18 protein-coding genes and 1 tRNA gene are annotated in these 23,211 nt (G+C 72.3%); 11 read left to right on the top strand and 8 right to left on the bottom strand.

The features are described from left to right. The first annotated feature begins 285 nt into the window (after positions 1-285). Positions 286-358 (top strand) — tRNA-OTHER (locus AC068A_RS22920). 69 nt (positions 359-427) lie between these two features. Here AC068A_RS22920 and ileS read toward each other — a convergent pair. Beyond that, positions 428-3,574: an isoleucine--tRNA ligase gene (ileS, locus tag AC068A_RS22915; protein ID WP_478587614.1), complete on the bottom strand. Its 3,147-nt coding sequence runs from the start codon at positions 3,572-3,574 to the stop codon at positions 428-430. A gap of 592 nt (positions 3,575-4,166) precedes the next feature. Between ileS and AC068A_RS22910 the strand changes: the two genes are divergently transcribed. From AC068A_RS22910 to AC068A_RS22895, 4 genes are all read left to right on the top strand, one after another. After that, positions 4,167-5,129: a TraR/DksA family transcriptional regulator gene (locus tag AC068A_RS22910; RefSeq protein WP_478587612.1), complete on the top strand. Its 963-nt coding sequence runs from the start codon at positions 4,167-4,169 to the stop codon at positions 5,127-5,129. Between the two features lie 123 nt (positions 5,130-5,252). Further along, the gene (lspA, locus tag AC068A_RS22905) at positions 5,253-5,813 is read left to right on the top strand and encodes a signal peptidase II (protein WP_478587610.1); all 561 of its coding nucleotides are present in this window, start codon (positions 5,253-5,255) and stop codon (positions 5,811-5,813) included. A gap of 52 nt (positions 5,814-5,865) precedes the next feature. Further along, positions 5,866-6,807, top strand: a complete 942-nt coding sequence (locus AC068A_RS22900; protein ID WP_478587608.1) for an RluA family pseudouridine synthase — start codon at positions 5,866-5,868, stop codon at positions 6,805-6,807. Further along, positions 6,804-7,271, top strand: coding sequence for a GNAT family N-acetyltransferase (locus AC068A_RS22895; protein ID WP_478587606.1), 468 nt, complete (start codon positions 6,804-6,806; stop codon positions 7,269-7,271). The genes AC068A_RS22900 and AC068A_RS22895 overlap by 4 nt, the downstream gene beginning before the upstream one ends. A gap of 68 nt (positions 7,272-7,339) precedes the next feature. Here AC068A_RS22895 and AC068A_RS22890 read toward each other — a convergent pair whose 3' ends face one another. Next, the gene (locus tag AC068A_RS22890) at positions 7,340-8,446 is read right to left on the bottom strand and encodes a mechanosensitive ion channel family protein (RefSeq protein ID WP_478587604.1); all 1,107 of its coding nucleotides are present in this window, start codon (positions 8,444-8,446) and stop codon (positions 7,340-7,342) included. Positions 8,447-8,488: 42 nt separating this feature from the next. On the opposite strand from AC068A_RS22890, the gene AC068A_RS22885 reads away from it, so the two are divergent. Then, positions 8,489-9,067: a dienelactone hydrolase family protein gene (locus tag AC068A_RS22885; protein ID WP_478587602.1), complete on the top strand. Its 579-nt coding sequence runs from the start codon at positions 8,489-8,491 to the stop codon at positions 9,065-9,067. A 136-nt stretch (positions 9,068-9,203) separates the two neighbouring features. Here AC068A_RS22885 and AC068A_RS22880 read toward each other — a convergent pair whose 3' ends face one another. The 5 genes from AC068A_RS22880 to AC068A_RS22860 form a co-directional block, all read right to left on the bottom strand. After that, positions 9,204-10,151 carry a zinc metalloprotease gene (locus AC068A_RS22880; RefSeq protein ID WP_478587648.1) on the bottom strand — a complete coding sequence of 316 codons (948 nt, stop codon included), beginning with the start codon at positions 10,149-10,151 and terminating at the stop codon, positions 9,204-9,206. A 239-nt stretch (positions 10,152-10,390) separates the two neighbouring features. Next, positions 10,391-12,055, bottom strand: a complete 1,665-nt coding sequence (locus AC068A_RS22875; RefSeq protein ID WP_478587600.1) for an alkaline phosphatase D family protein — start codon at positions 12,053-12,055, stop codon at positions 10,391-10,393. 116 nt (positions 12,056-12,171) lie between these two features. After that, entirely contained in the window at positions 12,172-12,966 is a 795-nt protein-coding gene (locus tag AC068A_RS22870; protein ID WP_478587598.1) for a DsbA family protein, read from the bottom strand. A gap of 49 nt (positions 12,967-13,015) precedes the next feature. Next, positions 13,016-13,708, bottom strand: coding sequence for a hypothetical protein (locus AC068A_RS22865; RefSeq protein WP_478587597.1), 693 nt, complete (start codon positions 13,706-13,708; stop codon positions 13,016-13,018). A 61-nt stretch (positions 13,709-13,769) separates the two neighbouring features. Next, entirely contained in the window at positions 13,770-15,107 is a 1,338-nt protein-coding gene (locus tag AC068A_RS22860) for a DUF2252 domain-containing protein (RefSeq protein ID WP_478587595.1), read from the bottom strand. A 169-nt stretch (positions 15,108-15,276) separates the two neighbouring features. Between AC068A_RS22860 and dnaE the strand changes: the two genes are divergently transcribed. Then, a complete protein-coding gene (gene dnaE / locus AC068A_RS22855; RefSeq protein ID WP_478587593.1) occupies positions 15,277-18,816 on the top strand; it encodes a DNA polymerase III subunit alpha in 3,540 nt (1,179 codons plus the stop codon). Positions 18,817-18,932: 116 nt separating this feature from the next. Here dnaE and AC068A_RS22850 read toward each other — a convergent pair whose 3' ends face one another. Then, positions 18,933-19,097 carry a hypothetical protein gene (locus AC068A_RS22850; RefSeq protein ID WP_478587591.1) on the bottom strand — a complete coding sequence of 55 codons (165 nt, stop codon included), beginning with the start codon at positions 19,095-19,097 and terminating at the stop codon, positions 18,933-18,935. 211 nt (positions 19,098-19,308) lie between these two features. On the opposite strand from AC068A_RS22850, the gene AC068A_RS22845 reads away from it, so the two are divergent. From AC068A_RS22845 to AC068A_RS22830, 4 genes are all read left to right on the top strand, one after another. Continuing rightward, positions 19,309-20,619, top strand: a complete 1,311-nt coding sequence (locus AC068A_RS22845; protein WP_478587589.1) for an NYN domain-containing protein — start codon at positions 19,309-19,311, stop codon at positions 20,617-20,619. A 121-nt stretch (positions 20,620-20,740) separates the two neighbouring features. Continuing rightward, positions 20,741-21,706, top strand: a complete 966-nt coding sequence (locus tag AC068A_RS22840; protein ID WP_478587646.1) for an ABC transporter ATP-binding protein — start codon at positions 20,741-20,743, stop codon at positions 21,704-21,706. After that, entirely contained in the window at positions 21,703-22,503 is an 801-nt protein-coding gene (locus AC068A_RS22835; RefSeq protein ID WP_478587587.1) for an ABC transporter permease, read from the top strand. The genes AC068A_RS22840 and AC068A_RS22835 overlap by 4 nt, the downstream gene beginning before the upstream one ends. Before the next feature lie 43 nt (positions 22,504-22,546). Next, a complete protein-coding gene (locus AC068A_RS22830; protein ID WP_478587585.1) occupies positions 22,547-23,209 on the top strand; it encodes a hypothetical protein in 663 nt (220 codons plus the stop codon). The last annotated feature ends 2 nt before the right edge of the window (positions 23,210-23,211 follow it).

Genomic DNA, 23,211 nt, shown 5'->3' with positions numbered 1-23,211 from the left:
CTTCCCAGGAAAGGAGAAACCGCCCTCCTCCTTATGTAACCCCCCCCCCCCCCCCCCCCCCCCCCCCCCCCCCCCCCCCCCCCGGCCCGTTTTCCGTACGAGGTACGGGGCAGCTGCCCGTCGCCCCCTGCCCGCTCCCTGCGGGGCTTGTCCCCTCCCCGCCCCTTCACCGCTTCTGCCCTCAATCGCCGGGCGGGCTGGATTGGCCCTTGGGCGCCGGGCGGGCTGGATCGGCCCTCGGGCGCTGGGCGGGCTGCATTGGCCCTCGGGGTGGGGCCCGCGCAGGGGGCGGTGGCGCAGAGGGCGTCGCGCCTTCTCGGCCGGAGGGAGGACGCCGGTGTGAATCCGGTCCGCTCCGCTGCGTGTACGGCAGGACGTGCGAAACGGCGCCCCCCGGGTTCGGGGGGCGCCGTTTCGTTCGGCCCGGTTACGCCTTGCGGAGGCGGAAGGACAGGGTCAGCGGCTCGTCCGTGAACGGGGAGCCGTACGACGCGTCGGCCTCGCCCTGCGCGAAGTCCGTGGCCAGGACCTCGTCCGAGATCAGCCCGGAGTGGTCGGTCAGGGCCGTGACGACCTCCGGGTCCGTGGCGGACCACCGCAGGGCGATCCGGTCGGCGACGTCCAGGCCCGAGTTCTTGCGGGCCTCCTGGATGAGGCGGATCGCGTCACGCGCCAGGCCCGCGAGCCGCAGCTCGGGGGTGATCTCCAGGTCCAGGGCGACCGTGGCGCCGGAGTCGGAGGCCACCGACCAGCCTTCCCGCGGGGTCTCGGTGATGATGACCTCCTCCGAGGTGAGGGTGACCGGCTCGCCGTTCACCTCCACCGTGGCCTCGCCCGAGCGCAGCGCCAGCGACAGGGCCGCCGCGTCGGCCGCGGCCACGGCCTTGGCGACGTCCTGGACGCCCTTGCCGAACCGCTTGCCGAGCGCCCGGAAGTTCGCCTTCGCCGTGGTGTCGACGAGCGAGCCGCCGACCTCCGACAGCGACGCCAGCGAGCTGACGTTCAGCTCCTCGGTGATCTGGGCGTGCAGCTCGGGGGAGAGCGCCTCGAATCCGCCGGCCGCGACCAGCGCCCGCGAGAGCGGCTGGCGGGTCTTGACCCCGGACTCGGCGCGCGTGGCGCGGCCCAGCTCGACCAGGCGGCGGACCAGCAGCATCTGCTGGGACAGCACCGGGTCCACGAGCGCCGCGTCCGCCTCCGGCCACGAGGTCAGGTGCACGGACTCCGGCGCGTCCGGGGTGACCGGGACGACCATGTCCTGCCAGACCCGCTCCGTGATGAAGGGGGTGAGCGGGGCCATCAGGCGGGTGACCGTCTCGACCACGTCGTGGAGGGTCCGCAGGGCGGCCTTGTCGCCCTGCCAGAACCGGCGGCGCGAGCGGCGCACGTACCAGTTGGACAGGTCGTCCACGAAGGCGGACAGCAGCTTGCCGGCGCGCTGGGTGTCGTACGCCTCCATGGCGTCCGTGACCTCGCCGACCAGCGTGTGCAGCTCCGAGAGCAGCCAGCGGTCCAGGACCGTGCGGTCGGCCGGCGCCGGGTCGGCGGCGGACGGCGCCCAGTTCGCGGTACGGGCGTACAGGGCCTGGAAGGCGACCGTGTTCCAGTAGGTGAGGAGCGTCTTGCGGACGACCTCCTGGATCGTGCCGTGGCCGACGCGGCGGGCCGCCCACGGCGAGCCGCCGGCCGCCATGAACCAGCGGACCGCGTCGGCGCCGTGCTGGTCCATGAGCGGGATCGGCTGGAGGATGTTGCCCAGGTGCTTGGACATCTTGCGGCCGTCCTCGGCCAGGATGTGGCCCAGGCAGACGACGTTCTCGTACGAGGACTTGTCGAAGACGAGCGTGCCGACCGCCATCAGCGTGTAGAACCAGCCGCGGGTCTGGTCGATCGCCTCCGAGATGAACTGCGCCGGGTAGCGCTTCTCGAAGACTTCCTTGTTCTTGTACGGGTAGCCCCACTGCGCGAACGGCATCGAGCCCGAGTCGTACCAGGCGTCGATGACCTCCGGGACGCGGACCGCGGTGTGCGAGCAGCCCTCCGCCGTGCAGGGGAAGGTCACGTCGTCGATGTACGGGCGGTGCGGGTCCAGGGCCGAGTGGTCCTGGCCGGACAGCTCCGACAGCTCGGCGCGGGAGCCGACGCAGGTGAGGTGGCCCTCCTCGCAGCGCCAGATGGGCAGCGGGGTGCCCCAGTAGCGGTTGCGGGACAGCGCCCAGTCGATGTTGTTGTTCAGCCAGTCGCCGAAGCGGCCCTGCTTGACCGACTCGGGGAACCAGTTCGTCTTCTCGTTCTCCCGCAGCATCGCGTCCTTGACGGCGGTGGTGCGGATGTACCAGGACGGCTGTGCGTAGTAGAGCAGCGCGGTGTGGCAGCGCCAGCAGTGCGGGTAGCTGTGCTCGTAGGCGATGTGCTTGAAGAGCAGGCCGCGGGCGCCGAGGTCGGCGGTGAGCTGCTCGTCGGCCTTCTTGAAGAAGACGCCGCCGACCAGCGGGACGTCCTCGGCGAAGGTGCCGTCGGGGCGGACGGGGTTCACGACGGGCAGGCCGTACGCGCGGCAGACCGCGAGGTCGTCGGCACCGAAGGCGGGCGCCTGGTGGACCAGGCCCGTGCCGTCCTCGGTGGTGACGTAGTCCGCGTTGACCACGAAGTGGGCGGGGGCGTCGAAGGGCACCAGCTCGAAGGGGCGCCGGTAGGTCCAGCGCTCCATCTCCTTGCCGGTGAAGGTCTGGCCGGTGGCCTCCCAGCCCTCGCCGAGGGCCTTCTCCAGCAGGGGCTGGGCGACGACCAGCTTCTCCTCGCCGTTGGTGGCGACGGCGTACGTCACCTCGGGGTGGGCGGCCACGGCGGTGTTGGAGACCAGGGTCCACGGGGTGGTGGTCCACACGACGAGGGCGGCCTCGCCGGCGAGCGGGCCGGAGGTCAGCGGGAAGCGCACGTAGACCGAGGGGTCGATCACGGTCTCGTAGCCCTGGGCCAGCTCGTGGTCGGACAGGCCGGTGCCGCAGCGCGGGCACCAGGGGGCGACACGGTGGTCCTGGACCAGCAGGCCCTTGCCGAAGATCTCCTTCAGCGACCACCAGACCGACTCGACGTACTCCGGGTCCATGGTCCGGTACGCGTCGTCGAGGTCGACCCAGTAGCCCATGCGGGTGGTGAGCTCGGTGAACGCGTCGGTGTGGCGGGTCACGGACTCGCGGCACTTGGCGTTGAACTCGGCGATGCCGTAGGCCTCGATGTCCTGCTTGCCGTTGAAGCCGAGCTCCTTCTCGACGGCGAGCTCGACGGGCAGGCCGTGGCAGTCCCAGCCGGCCTTGCGGGCCACGTGGTAGCCGCGCATGGTGCGGAAGCGGGGGAAGACGTCCTTGAAGACGCGGGCCTCGATGTGGTGCGCGCCGGGCATGCCGTTCGCGGTGGGCGGGCCCTCGTAGAAGACCCACTCGGGGCGGCCCTCGGACTGCTCGAGGGTCTTGGCGAAGGTCTTGCTCTCGCGCCAGAAGTCGAGAACGGCGTGTTCGAGGGCGGGCAGGTCGACCTGGGCGGGTACCGGGCGGTACTGCGGCGGTGTGGTCATGAGGCTGAACTCTTCCTCCGGCGGTGTGGCGCTTCCGTCCGGAGGGACGAGAGCCGCCGCCTCCTTCGTCGAGGACGCGCTCCCGCGGTACCACCCTCCTTGGCCACCGGACGGGTCCGGCGGCCCCCTCATTGGGGTGCGAAGCCGGTTCTACTTGCCGTACGGGCTCCGCGTGGGCCTGTGGCGGCTTTCTTCCGGCGGCTCAGGGGTGATCCTTCACGTCGCGCTCGCCCCCGGGCTCTCACCGTCCCCGGGTCGCTCACGGCTGCGTCCGACGCTACTCGTCCCCGTCCATGCCTTTCGCTGGGCCCAGTGTACGGGGCGGGGGCGTCCGCGGCAGACCGGTTTTCGGCGGGTTGCGGCGCGGCGCGCGGCCGGGCTGCGGCCGGGGCGAGGGCGTGACCCGAACGGTCCGATGCCCCGGCCGCACCGCGCGGCGGCACGTCGGGGCGGATTACCCGGCCGTGGGCTGGGCACAACGGATGCAGGTTGGCCGGGGCGGACGCGTGCCCCGTTGCCGAGGGACAGGAGGCGATTTATCGTTCCGGCAGGATTCGCGAGCAAGGTCACAGTATGTGAAGGGGCCGCGGCCATGGTGGCGAGAAAGACCGCCGGGAGGACTCCCGAGAAGGCTGTCGGAAAGGCCGCCGCACAGGCCTCGGCGGCCAAGGGTGCGGCTTCGGCCCGAAAGCCGGCCGCTGCGGTGAAGAAGGCCGACGGGGCGACCGCGAAGGCGGCCGGCAAGGCGCCGGTGAAGACCGCTGTGAAGACCGCCGTGAAGACGGCGGCCGTGACGACCGCGGCGGCCGGGACGACCGCGAAGGCTCCGGCGAGGGCCGCGGCGGCGAAGACGGCCGCGAAGGCTCCGGCGAAGACGGCCGCGAAAGGGGCCGCCAAGGCGGCCGCGCAGACCACCGCCGTGAAGACCACCGCCGGCAGCACCACCGCCCGGAAGACCGCGGCGGTCGCCAAGAAGGCCACGAAGACGACCGCGACGACCGCGAGGAAGGCCGCGGCCGAGGGGGCGGCGCAGGCCGCGCAACAGACGGGAGCCCGGAGAGTGGTTGCCAGGAAGAGCACCGGCACGGCCAGGAAGACGGCCGAGGCCGCCACCAGCGGGCTGCCGAAGGCGAGGGCCACCGGGGCCCCGGCCGCCCCCGGCGAGCTCGCCGTACGGCCCGGCGAGGAACCGTGGACCCCGGCGGAGGTCGCCGCGGCGCGGACCGAGCTGGAGACCGAGGCGGAGCGGCTGCGCGACGAGCTGCTGGCCTCCGAGGAGGCGATCACGGGCCTGATGCGGGATTCCGGCGACGGCGCGGGCGACGACCAGGCCGACACCGGGACCAAGAACATCACCCGCGAGTCCGAGATGGCCCTCGCCGCCAACGCCCGCGAGATGCTGGAGCAGACCGAGCGGGCCCTGGAGCGGCTGGACGCGGGCACGTACGGGCTCTGCGAGAGCTGCGGGCAGCCCATCGGCAAGGCCCGCATGCAGGCCTTCCCGCGGGCCACCCTCTGCGTGGACTGCAAGCAGAAGCAGGAGCGGCGGCACTGAGCGGCCTCGGGCCGGGGGGCGCGGTCGGGGGGACCCTGACGTACCCTCGTGTCTGGTCAGGGTCCAGGAACCTGACAGGGCTGTGTCATCGCAACCCGGTTCGCGCTAGTTCGAGGGACTCACGTGGCAGAGGCGGAGCGCATCATCGGTACGCCGGAGGTCGGGGACGACGCCCAGCCCGGGCCCGCGGCACCCAAGGGGCGCCGGCGGATCACGGCGCTGCTGGTCGTGGCGCTGCTCGCCTACCTGGTGGACCTCGGCACCAAGATGGTCGTCGTGGCGGAGCTGGAGCACCAGCCGCCGATCCGGATCATCGGCGACCTGCTGAAGTTCGAGGCGATCCGCAACCCCGGAGCGGCCTTCGGCTTCGGCGAGGCCTTCACGATCATCTTCACCCTGATCGCGGCCACCGTGATCGTCGTGATCGTCCGGCTCGCCCGCAAGCTGTACAGCCTGCCCTGGGCGATCGCGCTGGGCCTGCTGCTCGGCGGCGCGCTGGGCAACCTGACCGACCGGATCTTCCGCTCACCGGGCGTGTTCCGGGGGGCCGTGGTCGACTTCATCGCGCCCGCGCACTTCGCCGTCTTCAACCTCGCCGACACCGCCATCGTGTGCGGCGGCATCCTGATCGTGCTGCTCTCGTTCAAGGGCCTGGACCCGGACGGCACGGTCCACAAGGACTGAAGACGGCAGCAGGCCGGACCGTGCCCCTCGCCGCGTCCGGCATACTCGACGGGTGAGCACGATTCCCGAGATCCGCACCCTGCCCGTACCCGACGGCCTCGAAGGCGAGCGCGTCGACGCCGCCATCTCCCGCATGTTCGGGTTCTCCCGGACCAAGGCCGCCGAGCTCGCCGCCGCGGGGAAGGTCTCGGTCGACGGCAGCGTCGTCGGGAAGTCCGAGCGCGTGCACGGCGGCGCCTGGCTCGAAGTGGAGATGCCCGCCCCGCCCCGCGCGGTCGAGGTCGTCGCCGAGCCGGTGCCCGGCATGGAGATCATCCACGACGACGACGACGTCGTGGTCATCATGAAGCCCGTCGGCGTCGCCGCCCACCCGAGCCCCGGCTGGACCGGCACCACCGTCATCGGCGGCCTCGCCGCCGCCGGCTACCGGATCTCCACCTCCGGCGCCGCCGAGCGCCAGGGCATCGTGCACCGCCTCGACGTCGGCACGTCCGGCCTGATGGCCGTCGCCAAGTCGGAGCGCGCCTACACCTCGCTGAAGAACCAGTTCCGCGAGCGCGTCGTGGACAAGCGCTACCACGCCCTTGTCCAGGGCCACCCGGACCCGATGAGCGGCACCATCGACGCCCCCATCGGCCGGCACCCCAGCGCGGACTACAAGTGGGCCGTGACCCAGGAGGGCAAGCCCTCGGTCACCCACTACGACCTGATCGAGGCCTTCCGCGCCGCGTCGCTGCTGGACATCAAGCTGGAGACGGGACGCACCCACCAGATCCGCGTCCACATGTCCGCCCACCGGCACCCCTGCGTCGGCGACCTCACCTACGGCGCCGACCCGACCATCGCCAAGCGCCTGAGGCTGACCCGCCAGTGGCTGCACGCGGTGCGCCTCGGCTTCGAGCACCCGGCGGACGGGCAGTGGGTGGAGTTCGAGAGCAAGTACCCCGATGACCTCCAGCACGCGCTGGACGTCATCCGCGCGGAGAGCGAATGACCCTGCCCTTCACGGTACGGCGGGCCGTCTCGCCCGAGGACCTGAAGGCCTGCTTCGCGGTGCGGACGGAGGTGTTCGTCGTCGAGCAGTCCGTCCCGGAGGCGATCGAGTACGACGCGTACGACGCCGGCGCGGTCCACGTGCTGGCCGTGGCACCTGACGGGAGCCCGCTCGGCACCGGCCGGCTGCTCCACGGGCCGGCCGCCCTCGGCAAGACCGGCGACCCGGCGGTCGGCTCGCTCGGCCGACTCGCGGTGACCGCCGCCGCCCGCGGTCTCGGCGTCGGGGCCGCGCTGGTCCGGGCGATCGAGGCGGAGGCGGCGCAGCTCGGCCTCCGCGCGGTCGACCTGGGGGCCCAGACGCACGCCCTCGGCTTCTACGAGCGGCTCGGATACGAGGCCTACGGGCCCGAGTTCGAGGAGGCGGGCATCCCGCACCGCTCGATGCGCCGCACCCTGCCGTAGCGCGCGGGTCCACGGCCGCCGCGGTCGCGCCGGGCGCGCTCGCCGCCCCCGACCCGGCCCGCGGCTGCTCAGCCGGGCCCGCCCGGGCCGCTGCCGTCCGCCGGGTCCGGGGCCCCGGTGTCCCCGGCGGTGCCCGGCCGGGGCGGGGCCGGGGACGTGGCGATCCGGGGGAGGGCGTGCGGGTGCCGGTGCACCAGCCAGGCGATCATGCGCTCGCGGACCGCGCAGCGGACGGTCCAGATGTCGGAGGCGTTCTTGGCGGTGACCACCGCGCGGACCTGGATGGTGTGCGGGGTGGTGTCCGTCACGGCCAGGCTGCCGGTCCGGCCGTCCCATTCCGGCACCTCCTTCAGGATCTGCTGGAGCTGATCGCGCATCGGCTCCAGCGGGGCGCTGTGGTCGAGGTGCCAGAAGACGGTGCCGGTCATCTCGGCGCCGCCGCGCGACCAGTTCTCGTACGGCTTGCTCGTGAAATACGACACAGGCATGGTGATCCGGCGCTCGTCCCAGGTGCGGACCACCAGGAAGGTGAGGGTGATCTCCTCGACGGTGCCCCACTCCCCGTCCACGACGACGGTGTCGCCGATGCGCACGGTGTCGCCGAAGGCGATCTGGAGGCCGGCGAAGAGGTTGCCGAGCGTGGACTGGGCGGCGATGCCGGCGACGATGCCGATGATGCCCGCCGAGGCCAGCAGGGAGGCGCCGACCGTCCGCATCGCCGGGAAGGTGAGCAGCATGGCCGCGACCGCGATCACCGCCACCGCCGCCGTGACCACCCGCTGGATCAGCGTCACCTGGGTGCGCACCCGGCGCACCCGCGCCTCGTCCGCGGTCCGGTCGGCGTAGCGGGCGTACACGGAGTCCACGACCGCCGTCGCGATGCGCACCAGCAGCCAGGCCGTCGAGGCGATCAGTACGAGGGTGAGGGCGCGGCCCACGGCTGCGGTGTGCTCGGGCAGGATCCGGGCCTGGCGGTGCGCGCCGTAGAGCAGGGCGGTGGCCAGCGTGAGCCGGAACGGGGTGCGGCAGCGGCGCAGCAGCCCCCACAGCGGGGTCTCCCCGTGGCGGGCGTCGGCGCGGCGCAGCAGCAGGTCCAGCAGCCAGCCGGCGACGAGGGTGACGGCCAGCACCCCGCCGACGACCAGGGCCGGGCGCAGAACGGTGTCCGTGTCCATGGACGTGAACCTAACCGCAACGGGCGCGCGGAAACTGGCACGATGGTGTGCATGAACATCGTGCTCTTCCATTCGACGTACGGGCTGCGGCCCGCGGTGCACGCGGCGGCCGACCGGCTGCGCGCCGCCGGGCACCAGGTCCAGGTGCCCGATCTCTTCGAGGGGCGCACCTTCGAGACCGTCGAGGAGGGCATGGCCTTCCGGGACGAGACCGGCCGGGACGAGCTGCTCCGGCGCGCGGTGCTCGCCGCCGCGCCCCACTCCGACCAGGGGCTCGTGTACGCGGGCTTCTCCTTCGGCGGCTCCCTCGCCCAGCACTTGGCGCTGGCCGACGAGAAGGCGCGCGGGCTGCTGCTCCTGCACGGCACGGCCGACCTGGAGGAGGACGCCGCGGTCGACGACCTGCCGGTGCAGCTGCACGTCGCCGACCCGGACCCGTTCGAGCCCCACGACTGGCTGACGGCCTGGTACCTGCGGATGCAGCGGGCGGGCGCGGACGTCGAGATCCACCGATACCCGGGGGCCGGGCACCTGTTCACCGACCCGGACCTCGACGACTACGACGCGGAGGCCGCGGAGCAGGCCTGGAAGGCGGCGCTCGCCTTCCTCGACAGCCTGTAGCCGCCGCCGTTCGGCGGCAGCGGGGCCGGGAGCCGGAACACGCCACGAGGGGCGGGGCACACCGTGTGCCCCGCCCCTCGTGCGTCAGCCGTGGCCAGGCCGGGTCAGGCCCCCCGGTGAGGCCCGGTCAGGCCGGTCAGGCGCGGTAGGCGCTCCACATGCTCTGCATGCGGGCCACCTGGCCGGCGGTGAACTGGTACATGCAGGAGTCGTAGGTGTAGTCCATGAAGTTGTGGATCGGGTCGGCGCCGGCCTTGCTGGCGCAGCTGTCGCGGCCGGTCGGGCACTCGTACGCGGCGCTCTTCTCGGCCGGGGTGTCGGCGACGGAGTCACCGCTGCCGTTGCAGCCGCCCTGGAAGGTGTGGTACAGGCCCATCCAGTGGCCGACCTCGTGGGTGGCGGTGTCGCCCTCGTTGTAGTTGGCGGCGGAGCCGCCCGGCAGCGAGGTGTTGAGCAGGACCACGCCGTCCATCTGCGGCTGGGAGGCGTAGGAGCTCGGGAAGGTCGCCCAGCCGAGCAGGCCGCCGCCGAGGTTGGCCGTGTAGACGTTCAGCGCGTCGGAACCGCCCTGGCGCAGGGCGTTCTTCATGTCCTTCTCGGCCTGGGAGCCGTGGGACACGCCGTACCAGGAGGCGTTGTCGGTGTAGTCGGTGGAGACCAGCTGGAACTGGTAGCCGGAGTTGACGTTGCCGGTGCCCTGGCCGCTGTAGGCGGAGTTGAGGACGGCGAGCTGGTTGTTGATGTCCGTGGCGGACAGCTTGCCCTGGGTGCCGTTGTGGATGACGTGGAAGTACACCGGGATGGTCGTCGCGGCGGTGGCCTCGGCGGCGCGCATCTGGCGCTGCGGGCCGAGCTGGGCGAGCTTCTTGGCCAGGTCGGCGTCCATGGCCTTGACCTGGGCCTCCGTCACCTCGTTGGGCTCGGCGGCGTGCTTGTCCTGCGGGCGGGCGACGCGGGCGTCGGCCGAGGCGCCGGAGGTCTCCTCGGCGCACTGCTCGGCGCCGGTCGGCGCCGCGGCGGCCAGGGTGGCCGGGGCGGAGACGGGGGTGAACGCCAGGGCGCCGGCCAGGACGGCGGGGGCCATGAGGCGGCGGCGGAGCATGGGGGATATGCGGGCGGAAGCGCGCACGTGGAACTCCTCGCAAGCGTGGTGGGGGGTGAGGGATTTCCTCACGCTGGCGCGAAGCTTATGTGTCCATGTCATGCACCTAGCAAGACCTGTAAGTAAAAGATTTGTTGCTTCTGAGGTTGAGGGGGCACTTGGTCTGCACCAAGCACCCCCTTGCGCCAATGATGTGACGAACCGTCAGTAAGATCGTCCGCTCAGCGGACGGGCGCCCAGACCCGTTCCACCTTCTGAGTGCCGTTCAGCGTGCGGTACGAGCGGGACCACGCCGACGTGGCGTCCTGCCTCCGCTTGTCGGACAGGACGTAGTAGTCCATCTGCGAGCGCTCGGCCGTCACGTCCAGCACGCCGTACCCGTGCGCGTCCATGTCGAGCCACTTCACGTGCCAGTTCGCGGCCTTGATGGCGGCCTCCGCCGCCAGTGACGCGGTGTTCGCCGGAACGTGCAGGAGGTCGTCGATGTTGTCGCTGGTCACCGACGTCACCACGAACTCCGTCGCGGCCGTCCCCGAGCCCGGGTACGTCGCCATGTTCACCGGGACCTCGTTGGCCCAGGCCATGTGGATGTCACCGGTCAGGAACACCGTGTTCTTGATGTTCCGGTCCCTCAGGTGGCCGAGCAGCTCCTTGCGGTCGTCGGTGTAGCCGTCCCACTGGTCCGTGCTGATGGCGATTCCGCCCTCGGGCAGGCCGAGGAGCTTCGCGAGCGGCGCCAGCAGGTGCGCGGGCAGGGACCCGAACGCGACCGGGGAGATCATGACCGAGGTTCCGACCAGCTTCCAGGTGGCGTCCGAGCCCGACAGGCCCGACTTGAGCCAGTCCAGCTGGGCGCGCCCGGTGATGGTGCGCTCCGGGTCGTCCACCCCTCCGCTGCCCACCTTGACCTGCTGGGAGCGGAAGCTGCGCAGGTCGAGCAGGTGCAGGTCGGCGAGGGAGCCGAAGCGCAGCCGGCGGTAGACCGTGCCGGCGGTGGAGGTGCGCACGGGCATCCACTCGAAGTAGGCGGCCTTCGCGGCGGCCGCCCGGGCCGCCCAGTCGCCCTCGGCCCCCGGGGTGTGGTTCTCGGCGCCACCCGACCAGGCGTCGTTGGCGAACTCGTGGTCGTCCCAGATGGCGACGACGGCGTGCGCCGCGTGCAGGGCCTGGAGGTCGGCGTCCGTCTTGTACTTGCCGTGCCGGGCCCGGTAGTCGGCGAGGGTGGTGATCTCGTGCAGCGGCTCGTGCCGGCGGACGGCGTACTTCTCCTCCGGGTAGCCCCCGCTCGGGTACTCGTAGATGTAGTCGCCGAGGTGCAGGATCGCGTGCAGGTCGCTGCGCGCGGCCAGGTGGCGGTACGCGGAGAAGTACCCGGCCTCCCAGTTGGCGCAGGAGACCACGCCGAAGCGGACGGAGGGGGTCGCCGCGTCGTGGCGGGGGGCGGTCAGGGTGCGCCCGACCGGGGAGGTGGCGGTGCCGGCGGTGAACCGGTAGAAGTACGGGGCTCCCGGCTTCAGTCCGCGGACGTCCGCCTTGACCGTGTGGTCGGAGGCGGCGGTGGCGGTGACCGTGCCGCTCGCGACGATCCGGGAGAACCCCCGGTCCTCGGCCACTTCCCAGCCCACCGGGGTGGCCGGGCCGGCGCCGGAGCCGGGTACGGCCTCGGGGACGGGCGTGACACGGGTCCACAGCAGGATCCCGTCGGGGAGCGGGTCGCCGGAGGCGACGCCGTGCAGGAAGGCGGGTCCGCCCGCGGCTGCGGAGGCGGGGGATATGCCCAGGGCGGCCGTCGCGAAGGGGGTGAGCGCCGCGGTGGCGGCAGCGGCCTTGACGACCGTACGGCGGCGGGGGGTTGCCGCGGTGTGGGAGGTGAGTTGACTGGTCACGGGTGGTCATATTACTGACGGGTATAACCGCCGGTACACCCCTGGGAAAGCAACGAGCGGACGAACTCTGGGAGTTCGCCCGCTCGTTGTGGCGCCGGGCCCCCGGCGCTGGGCACTCAGCCCGCGATGGCCTTGTCGACCGCCGCCGTGAACTCGTCCGGGTTCATCTTGATCTCGATCTTCTTGCCGTCCATCTTCAGCGACGGGGTGCCCTCCAGGCCCGCCTTGTCGAAGACCTTCGACATCTCGATCGCCCACCGGTTGTACGTGCCGTCCTCGACGGCCTTCTTGAACTCGGCGTTGCCCTTGAGCGCCGGGACCTGGTCGGCGACCTTCAGCAGGAACTCGTCCTTGCCGAACTTGTCGTCCCGCTCGTCGGGGTGGTTCTCCTGCGCGTACAGGGCCGCCTTGTACTCGGCGAACGCCTCGGGGCCGACGTTCAGGGCCGCGCCCAGCGCGCTCAGGGCGTTCTTCGAGCCGCTGCCGCCGAGGCCCTTGTCGAGGAAGGTGGCGCCGACGAACTGGAGCTTGTACTTGCCCGCCTCGACGTCCTTCTTGATCTGCGGGCCGACCTTCTGCTCGAACTGGGAGCAGACCGGGCAGCGGGCGTCCTCGTACAGCTCCAGCGTCTTCTTGGCGTCGGGCTTGCCGATGACGACGGTCGTGCCGTTCTCGCCCGTGGTGTTCTTCGGGGCGACCAGCTCGGCCGTCGCCGCCTTCTCCCACTCGTCGGGCTGGTTGGCCTGGACGACGGCGTAGCCGACGCCGCCGGCGAGGGCGAGGATGCCGACGACCGCGCCGGCCACGGCGATCTGCCGGCGGGCCTTGTCCTTCTTCGCCTGCTTCTCGCGCTCGGCGCGCAGCCGCTCGCGGGCCGCCGCCTTGTTGGCCTGGCTGTTGCGTGCACTCATGGTGGTCTCCGTGGGGTGTGACATGGATGAGGGGGTGTGCCGTACGGGTTCAGGCGCGCACGAGCGCGCCGCGTACGGGAGGCCCCCGCAGCCCCACGGAGTGGTCGGGCAAGCGGGTCCGGCCGGCCGGGCCGGCGTGGGCCGGGCGCGGGCCCCGGCCCGGCCGGCGGCCGGCGCCCGCCCGCGCCGAGGCCGCCGCCAGCCGCAGCGGCCGGAACGCGAGGCCGGCCACCGCGCGCAGCAGCTGCCCCAGCGCCCGCTCGCCGTACCGCAGCCAGACCGCGGCCAGCAGTCCGACGGAGACGTGCGCGCCGAGCAGCAGCCACGGCGTCCACGCCCCGGCCGGGCCGGGCAGGGCCGCGGGATGCCCGGCGGGGCCGGACATCCCGGCCAGCGGGCCGCCCAGCGGCGTTCCGGCGCACAGCTCGTGCAGCCCCAGCGCCCGCAGCGGGCCGGACACCGGGCCGCCGGAGGGCCCGTAGCAGACGTGCTGGCCGGCGGTGAAGACGGTGTCGGCGGCCAGCTCCAGCGGCACCAGCAGCCCGGCGATCGGGCCGAAGCCCCGCTCGCGGCCCGCCAGCGCCCAGGCTATGAGGAACACGGAGGCGAAGGCCCCGGCGGCCGGCGCCGGCGGCAGCGGCACCCCCGCGATCAGGACGTGCGAGCCGGCCGACAGCAGCACGACGACCGCGCTGAACAGCGCGGCCCGCAGCCCTCTCAGTCCTGCTCTTGATATGTCCATCGCCGTGAGTGTGCCATGGCTTTCTGTGAACGCATGGCTCCGGGTCCGGGGGCGGGCCCGGCTACGGCCGGATCCGGCCGTTGCGGAACAGGTCCACGAAGAGCTGGTGGTCGGCGCGGGCGCGGGCCCCGTAGGCGTGCGCGAAGTCCACCAGGAGCTCGGCGAAGCCCTCCTCGTCGGTGGCGATCGCGGCGTCGATGGCGCGCTCCGTGGAGAAGGGGACGAGGCTGTGGCCGCTCTCCGCCTCGTCGGCCGAGGCGTGCATGGTCGCGGTCGCCCGGCCCAGGTCCGCGACCACGGCCGCGATCTCCTCCGGGTCGTCCAGGTCCGACCAGTCCAGGTCCACCGCGTACGGGGAGACCTCGGCCACCAGCTGGCCGACCCGGCGTCCCCCCTCTTCGATCTCCGTCCAGCCCAGCCAGGGGTCGGCGTGCGCCTGGAGGGCGCGCTGGGAGATCACCGTGCGGTGCCCCTCGTGCCGGAAGTACTCCCGCACCGCCCGGTCGGTGATGTGCCGGGACACGGCCGGGGTCTGCGCCTGCTTGAGGTAGATCACGACGTCGTTCTCCAGGGCGTCGCTGTGGCCCTCCAGCAGGATGTTGTACGAGGGCAGCCCCGCCGAGCCGATGCCGACGCCGCGGCGGCCCACCACGTCCTTGACCCGGTAGGAGTCCGGGCGCACCAGGGATTCGTCGGGCAGGGTCTCCAGGTACTCGTCGAAGGCGGCCAGGACCTTGTAGCGGGTCGCCGCGTCGAGCTCGATGGAGCCGCCGCCGGAGGTGAAGCGGCGCTCGTAGTCCCGGATCTCGGTCATGGAGTCCAGGAGGGCGAAGCGGGTGCGGGAGCGGGCCGAGCGCAGGGCGGCCAGCAGGGGCCCCTGGGAGGTGTCCAGGGTGAAGGAGGGGACCTCCTCGTGCTTGGCGCCGGCGGCCAGGGCGTGGATCCGCTCGCGGTAGGCGGCGGCGTAGATCCGCACCAGCTCGCCGATCTGATCGTCGCTGAGCGCCTTGGCGTGGCCGATCAGGGCCACGGAGGCCGCGAAGCGCTTGAGGTCCCAGGTGAAGGGGCCGACGTAGGCCTCGTCGAAGTCGTTGACGTTGAAGACGAGGCGGCCGGTGGAGTCCATGTACGTGCCGAAGTTCTCGGCGTGCAGATCACCGTGGATCCACACCCGGCCGGTCCGGTCGTCCAGGTAGGGCCCGCCGTGGCGCTCGCGCTCCAGGTCGGCGTAGAAGAGGCAGGCGGTGCCCCGGTAGAAGGCGAAAGCGGAGGCGGCCATCTTCCGGAACTTGACCTGGAAGGCGGCGGGGTCGGCGGCGAGCAGCTCACCGAAGGCGGTGTCGAAGACATCCAGTATCTGTTCGGCGCGCTGTTCGTTCGCCGTCTCGGGGACCGCCATGGCGGGTTCCTCCTGGTGCACGGGCTGGACTGGTTCCGACCGACTGGACGCCGTGCGGGACCACCTGGTTCTGCAACGCCCGACCGTACCCCCAGGTGCCCGGAATGTGTCACCCGTGGGACGTAGGATTCGAAGCTGCCCCCTACCCCGCCCCCGGAGGTCCCGCGCCGTGGCCAAGACGCCGTTCACGCACCTGCACGTCCACACCCAGTACTCGCTGCTGGACGGTGCCGCGCGGCTGAAGGACATGTTCGCGGCGTGCAACGAGATGGGCATGTCGCACATCGCCATGTCCGACCACGGCAACCTGCACGGCGCGTATGACTTCTTCCACACCGCGCAGAAGGCCGGGATCACGCCGATCATCGGCATCGAGGCGTACGTGGCGCCCGAGTCCCGCCGCAACAAGCGGAGGATCACCTGGGGCCAGCCGCACCAGAAGCGGGACGACGTCTCCGGCTCCGGCGGCTACACGCACAAGACGATCTGGGCGGCGAACGACACCGGCCTGCACAACCTCTTCCGGCTGTCCTCCGACGCCTACGCCGAGGGCTGGCTCACGAAGTGGCCCCGCATGGACAAGGAGACCATCGCCCAGTGGTCGGAGGGCCTGATCGCCTCCACCGGCTGCCCCTCGGGCGAGGTGCAGACCCGCCTGCGCCTCGGCCAGTTCGACGAGGCGGTCAAGGCGGCCTCGGACTACAAGGACATCTTCGGCGAGGGCCGCTACTTCCTGGAGCTGATGGACCACGGCATCGAGATCGAGCGCCGGGTCCGCGACGGCCTGCTGGAGATCGGCAAGAAGCTCGGCATCCCGCCGCTGGTCACCAACGACTCCCACTACACGTACGCGCACGAGGCCGGCGCGCACGACGCCCTGCTCTGCATCCAGACCGGCAAGAACCTCTCCGACCCGGACCGCTTCCGCTTCGACGGCTCCGGCTACTACCTGAAGTCCACGGAGGAGATGTACGCCATCGACTCCTCGGACGCCTGGCAGGAGGGCTGCGCGAACACCCAGCGGGTGGCGGAGCAGATCGACACCGAGGGCATGTTCAAGTTCCGGAACCTGATGCCGAAGTTCGACATCCCGGAGGGCTACACCGAGGTCACCTGGTTCCGCGAGGAGACCATGAGGGGGATGCACCGCCGCTTCCCGGGCGGCATCCCCGAGGACCGCATGAAGCAGGTCGAGTACGAGATGGACACGATCATCTCGATGGGCTTCCCGGGCTACTTCCTCGTGGTCGCCGACTTCATCATGTGGGCCAAGAACCAGGGCATCGCGGTGGGCCCCGGCCGTGGCTCCGCGGCCGGCTCGATCGTCGCGTACGCCATGGGCATCACCGACCTCGACCCGATCCCGCACGGCCTGATCTTCGAGCGGTTCCTCAACCCCGAGCGCGTCTCCATGCCCGACGTCGACATCGACTTCGACGAGCGCCGGCGCGTCGAGGTGATCAGGTACGTGACCGAGAAGTACGGCGCCGACAAGGTCGCCATGATCGGCACGTACGGCACGATCAAGGCCAAGAACGCGATCAAGGACTCGGCTCGCGTGCTGGGCTACCCGTACGCCATGGGCGACCGGCTCACCAAGGCCATGCCTGCCGACGTCCTCGGCAAGGGCATCCCGCTCTCCGGCATCCTCGACCCCTCGCACCCCCGCTACGGCGAGGCCGGCGAGATCCGCGGGATGTACGAGAACGAGCCGGACGTGAAGAAGGTCATCGACACCGCCCGCGGTGTGGAGGGCCTGGTCCGCCAGATGGGCGTGCACGCCGCCGGCGTGATCATGTCCAGCGAGAAGATCACCGACCACGTGCCCGTCTGGGTGCGGCACACCGACGGCGTCACCATCACCCAGTGGGACTACCCGAGCTGCGAGTCGCTCGGCCTGCTGAAGATGGACTTCCTCGGCCTGCGCAACCTCACGATCATGGACGACGCCGTCAAGATGGTGAAGGCCAACAAGGGGATCGACATCGACCTCCTGGCCCTCCCGCTCGACGACCCCAAGACCTTCGAGCTGCTCCAGCGCGGCGACACCCTCGGCGTCTTCCAGTTCGACGGCGGGCCCATGCGGTCCCTGCTGCGGCTGATGAAGCCCGACAACTTCGAAGACATCTCCGCCGTGTCCGCCCTGTACCGGCCGGGCCCGATGGGCATGAACTCGCACACGAACTACGCCCTGCGCAAGAACAAGCAGCAGGAGATCACCCCGATCCACCCCGAGCTGGAGAAGCCGCTCGAAGAGGTCCTCGCGGTCACCTACGGCCTGATCGTCTACCAGGAGCAGGTGCAGAAGGCCGCCCAGATCATCGCCGGCTACTCGCTCGGCGAGGCCGACATCCTCCGCCGCGTCATGGGCAAGAAGAAGCCCGAGGAGCTGGCCAAGAACTTCACGATCTTCCAGGAGGGCGCCCGCAAGAACGGCTACTCGGACGAGGCCATCCAGGCGCTGTGGGACGTGCTGGTCCCCTTCGCCGGCTACGCCTTCAACAAGGCCCACTCCGCCGCGTACGGCCTGGTCTCGTACTGGACCGCCTACCTCAAGGCCAACCACCCGGCCGAGTACATGGCCGGCCTGCTCACCTCGGTCAAGGACGACAAGGACAAGTCCGCCGTCTACCTGAACGAGTGCCGCCGCATGGGCATCAAGGTGCTCCCGCCGAACGTCAACGAATCCGAGTCGAACTTCGCCGCCCAGGGCGACGACGTGATCCTCTTCGGCCTCACCGCCGTCCGCAACGTCGGCCAGAACGTGGTGGACTCGATCATCAAGACCCGCAAGGCCAAGGGGAAGTACTCCTCCTTCCCGGACTTCCTCGACAAGGTCGAGGCCGTGGTCTGCAACAAGCGCACCATCGAATCGCTGATCAAGGCCGGCGCCTTCGACGAGATGGGGCACACCCGCAAGGGCCTCGTCGCCCAGCACGAGCCGATGATCGACACCGTGGTCGCGGTCAAGCGCAAGGAGGCCGAGGGCCAGTTCGACCTCTTCGGCGCCATGGGCGACGAGGGCGGCGACGAGCCCGGCTTCGGCCTCGACGTCGAGTTCTCCGACGTGGAGTGGGAGAAGTCCTACCTGCTCGCCCAGGAGCGCGAGATGCTCGGCCTGTACGTCTCCGACCACCCGCTCTTCGGCCTGGAGCACGTCCTGTCCGACAAGACGGACGCGGGCATCTCCCAGCTCACCGGCGGCGAGCACGCCGACGGGGCCGTCGTCACCATCGGCGGCATCATCTCGGGCCTCCAGCGGAAGATGACCAAGCAGGGCAACGCCTGGGCCATCGCCACCGTCGAGGACCTCGCCGGCTCCATCGAGTGCATGTTCTTCCCCGCCACCTACCAGCTCGTCTCCACCCAGCTGGTCGAGGACGCGGTCGTCTTCGTCAAGGGCCGCCTCGACAAGCGCGAGGACGTGCCCCGGCTCGTCGCCATGGAGCTGATGGTCCCCGACCTTTCCGCGGCCGGGACGAACGCCCCCGTCGTCCTCACCATCCCCACCGTCAAGGTCACCCCTCCGATGGTCACCCGGCTGGGCGAGATCCTCCGCCACCACAAGGGCAACACCGAGGTCCGGATCAAGCTCCAGGGGCCCCGGTCCACCACCGTGCTGCGCCTCGACCGGCACCGGGTCCAGCCCGACCCGGCCCTCTTCGGCGACCTCAAGGTGCTCCTCGGACCGTCCTGCCTGGCCGGCTGACCGCCCGACCCGTCACCGCCGGCGCACCGGCACCGCAGCAGAGGGCGCGCCCGGAACGCCTCCGGGCGCGCCCTCGCGCATCTGCCCCACGGCGCCGGCGGCGCCGGGCGGCGGCGTCAGTTGTGGCCGAAGCGCTTCTGCTTGCCCTTGCGCGCCATATCCATCGGACTCGGCGACGACGAGGAGGACGACTCGGACGACGTCTCCTGCGAGCCCTTCGACGGTTCCTGCGCCGAGGAGCGCTGCTGCTTCGGCTGCTTCTGGTTCTTGTTCTTGGCCATGGTGGAGCCTCCGTGAGGGTCTAGGGGCCAGGACCGCCTTCACACTCACACAGCATCACAAACCGCGCATTTTGGATCTTTCCCGCGTGCCGCCGACCGCCCGCGTCCCGAAAACCGTGAGATACGCCACGCCGATGATCCAGTTCCGGCCGTCAACACCCGTGTGGTCGGGCAGACTCGGGGAAAACCAGAGGATCCCCCCACGGAAGAGGTGGAACGCGTGGACCGCTGCGTCGTCCTGGTGGACGCCGGCTATCTGCTGGGCGCCGCCGCAAGCCTTCTCGCGGGTGAGCCCTCCCGCTCCCGCATCACCGTCGACCACGCCGCCCTCATCCACGGCCTGCGCGAACGGGCCGAGGCCGACACCCAGCAGCCCCTGCTGCGCATCTACTGGTTCGACGGTGCACCCGACCGGGTGCCCCAGCCCGAACACCGCCGGCTGCGCGTCATGCCCCGGGTCACCGTCCGGCTCGGCGCCCTGACCCGCAGCGACGGCCGCTGGGCGCAGAAGGGCGTGGACGCCGCCATGCACGCCGAGCTCACCGAGCTGGCCCGCAACCGCGCCTGCTCCGACATCGTGCTCGTCACGGGTGACGGGGACCTCCTGCCCGGCCTGATGTCCGCCAAGGAGCACGGCGTCGCCGTCCACCTGTGGGCCGTCCAGGCCGCCGACGGCGACTACAACCAGTCCGAGGACCTCGTCGCCGAGGCCGACGAGCGCCGCGTCCTGGACCGGGCCTGGATCACCCGCGCCGTCCGCGCCAAGGACCTCACCGGCCTGTGCTCGCCCCCGCCCGCGCCCCGCCCCGAGATCGCCGCGATCCTCTCCGCCCCGCTGCCCGAGGCGGCCCTCGCCGAGGCCGCCCGCAGCGCCGCCGCGGGCGCCCCGGCCGCGGACCCGGCCCCGGCCGCCCCCGAGGCCGGCGCAGCGCCCGTGCCCGCCCCCGCCGTCGGCGGCAGGACCGTACCCACCCCGAAGGACCTCGCCGGCTCCCTGCGTTCCCCCGGCAACCAGCCCGGTCCCGCGCACGGCCACGGCGTCACCCCCTCCCCCTCCCCGGCCAGCGCCCTGCGCTGGTCCTCCGACAAGGGCTGGATCGACCGGCCCGGCCCGCTCGGCGAACCCGCCGAGACCGCCTCCCTGCCCACCCTCGCCCAGCTCACCAGCGCCGAGCAGCGCTGGGCGGACCGCGAGGAGGACATCACCACCGTCGGCGGCGACCCGTTCGAGGTCGGCCAGGTCTTCGCCCGGCGCTGGATGGAACGCCTCCCGGAAGCCGTCCACCTGCAGAAACTCGCCACCATGTACCCGCGGATCCCGCACCGCATCGACGGGGAGCTGCTGCGCTACGCCGCCCGGTTCGGCCTCCTCGCCCACAAGGACGACCAGATCGACGAACACGACCGGTACGCCATCCGCGCCGGCTTCTGGCGGGAGATCGACGTCCGCGCCGCGGCCGAGCGGGTACCCGCCCCACCGACCGCCGCGCCGGGAGTCCCCGCGACCCCGGCGCCCGAGTAGGGGCCGGGGCCGCGTAGGCTGCTCCCTCGTGAGTACGGGCACAGCACCAGCGAGACCGCAGGGCAGCCGCAGCACGACGGCGGCCGCGGCGGCGCCGGCGGCCGACGGCGTGGTCTGCACCGTGCGTGACCTGGTCAAGACCTACCCCGCCGTACGCGGCCGGCGCGGGACCCCCGCCCTGCCCGAGACCCGCGCCAACGACGGGATCTCCCTGGACGTCCGGCGCGGCGAGGTCTTCGGCCTGCTCGGCCCCAACGGCGCCGGCAAGTCCACCCTCGTCCGGCAGCTCACCGGGCTGCTGCGGCCCGACTCCGGCTCCGTGGCCCTGCTCGGCCACGACCTCGTACGCCACCCCGAACGGGCGGCCCGGCTCCTCGCCTACCTCGGCCAGGAGTCCACCGCCCTCGACGAGCTCACCGTGGCCCTCGCCGCCGAGACCACCGGACGGCTGCGCGGCCTCGGCGCCCGCGCCGCCCGGGACGCCCGGGACGCCGTCCTGGAGGAGCTCGGGCTGACCGCGATCGCCGGGCGGCCCCTGAAGATGCTGTCCGGCGGGCAGCGGCGGCTGGCCTGCTTCGCCGCCGCCCTGGTGGGGGAGCGGCAGGTGCTGGTCCTCGACGAGCCCACCACCGGCATGGACCCCGTCGCCCGGCGGGCGGTGTGGTCGGCCGTGGACCGGCGGCGCGCCCGGCACGGCACCACCGTCCTGCTCGTCACCCACAACGTCATCGAGGCCGAGACCGTCCTCGACCGGGTCGCCGTCATCGACCAGGGCAAGGTCATCGCCTGCGACACGCCCGCCGCGCTGAAGGCCCGGATCTGCGACGAGGTCCGCCTCGAACTCGTGTGGCGGACCGCGCCGCCGCTGGACGTGCCCGAGGTCGCCGCGCTCGCCGCGACGGCAGCCGAGTCCGGGCGCCGCTGGGTGCTGCGGCTGCCGCCGGACGAGGCGCGGGCCGCCGTGGCCGCGGTGACCGGCGGCCCGGCCTTCGCCGCCCTCGACGACTTCAAGCTGGCGACCCCGAGCCTGGAGGACGTCTACCTCGCGCTGGGCGGGCGCACCACGAAGGGCCTGGTGAAGTCGTGAGCACTGCCGACGCAACCGCAGCCGCCCCCGCTGCCGCCGACGCGGGCGCGCTGGCCCCCCGGGCCCGCTTCCTCCCCTCGCTCGCCGCCGTGTACCGGGCGCAGCTGTCCCGGGCCCGGGTGGCGCGGATCCCGCTGCTGTTCGTCGCCACCTTCCAGTCCGTCGGGATCATGATCCTGATGCGGGGCGTGGTGGACGGCGGTACCGAGGCGCAGGCCGTCGTGGCCGGTTCCTCGGTGCTGGTCGTCGCGTTCGTGGCGCTGAACCTGCTCGCCCAGTACTTCGGCCAGCTGCGGGCCGGCGGCGGCCTGGACCACTACGCCACGCTGCCCGTCCCGCCCGCCTCGGTGGTGCTGGGCGCGGCCGCCGCGTACGCCTCCTTCACCCTGCCGGGCACCCTGGTCACCGCGGTGTTCGGGTGCCTGCTGTTCGGGCTGCCGATGGGCGGGCTGTGGATCCTGGCCGCGGTGGTGCCGCTGGCCGGGGCGGCGCTGGCCGGGCTGGGCGCGGCCCTCGGCCTGCTCGCGCCGCGGCAGGAGCTGGCCACGCTGGCCGGGCAGCTGGGCATGTCGGCGGCGCTGCTGCTGGGCGTGCTGCCGGCCGAGCGGATGCCCGGCGTGATCGTGTGGGCGCGGGACCTGCTGCCGTCGACGTACGGGGTGGAGGCCTTCGCGCGGACCTTCGCACCGCACCCCGACTGGGCGGCCGTCGCCGCCGACCTCGCCGTGTGCGGGGCCGTGGGCGTGCTGTCGCTGTCCGCCGCCACCTGGGCCTACCGGCGGGCCGCCGTCCGCTGACTCCGGTTCCGCCCCGGCCCGGCACACCTGGCACGATGTGGGGGTGACCGAACCCGTGACCACGCCGCCCCCCGTCGAACCGCCGCCGCCCGGCAGACCGGCCGCATCCGGCGTCACCGCCGGGGACGTCCGCGACGGGGCCGCCGCCACGCTCGTCGTCGGGGCGTCCGGGGCGCTCCTCGGGCTGCTGTGGGCGTGGCTGGCGCCGCGCGCCGAGTACGTGTCGAACGGGCAGGCGGTCTTCCTGCGCAACACCGAGAGCGAGGCCCGGATAGGGGCCGACAGCACGTTCCTGCTGCTCTCGATCGGGATGGGCGTGCTCGCCGCCGTCCTCCTCTTCCTGTGGCGCCGCCGCGGCGGCGCCCCCCAGGTGATCGGGCTGGGCATCGGCTCCTGCGCCGCCTCCTGGCTCGGATGGCGCACCGGCGAGTGGCTGGGCGGCTCCGGCGACGTGGCCGCCGCCGCGGCAGCGGCGGGCAAGGGCGTGCCGTTCGAAGCACCGCTGGAGCTGCTCGCGTACGGGGTGCTGCTGGCCTGGCCGATGACCGCGCTCCTCGTCCACCTCGGTCTGACGGCCCTGTGGACCCCGTACGACCCGGAGCCCGGCCACGACCCGGCCGACGCCGCCCGCCCGGGCCCCGGCGCCGTCTACCCGCCGCCCCACGTGCACGCCGACCCGGCGGCCCAGGAGCCCCCGCGGCCCTGACG

This window comes from Streptomyces sp. NPDC043854 (genome assembly GCF_056436005.1).
This window is presented reverse-complemented; position numbering and strand designations above follow the sequence as displayed.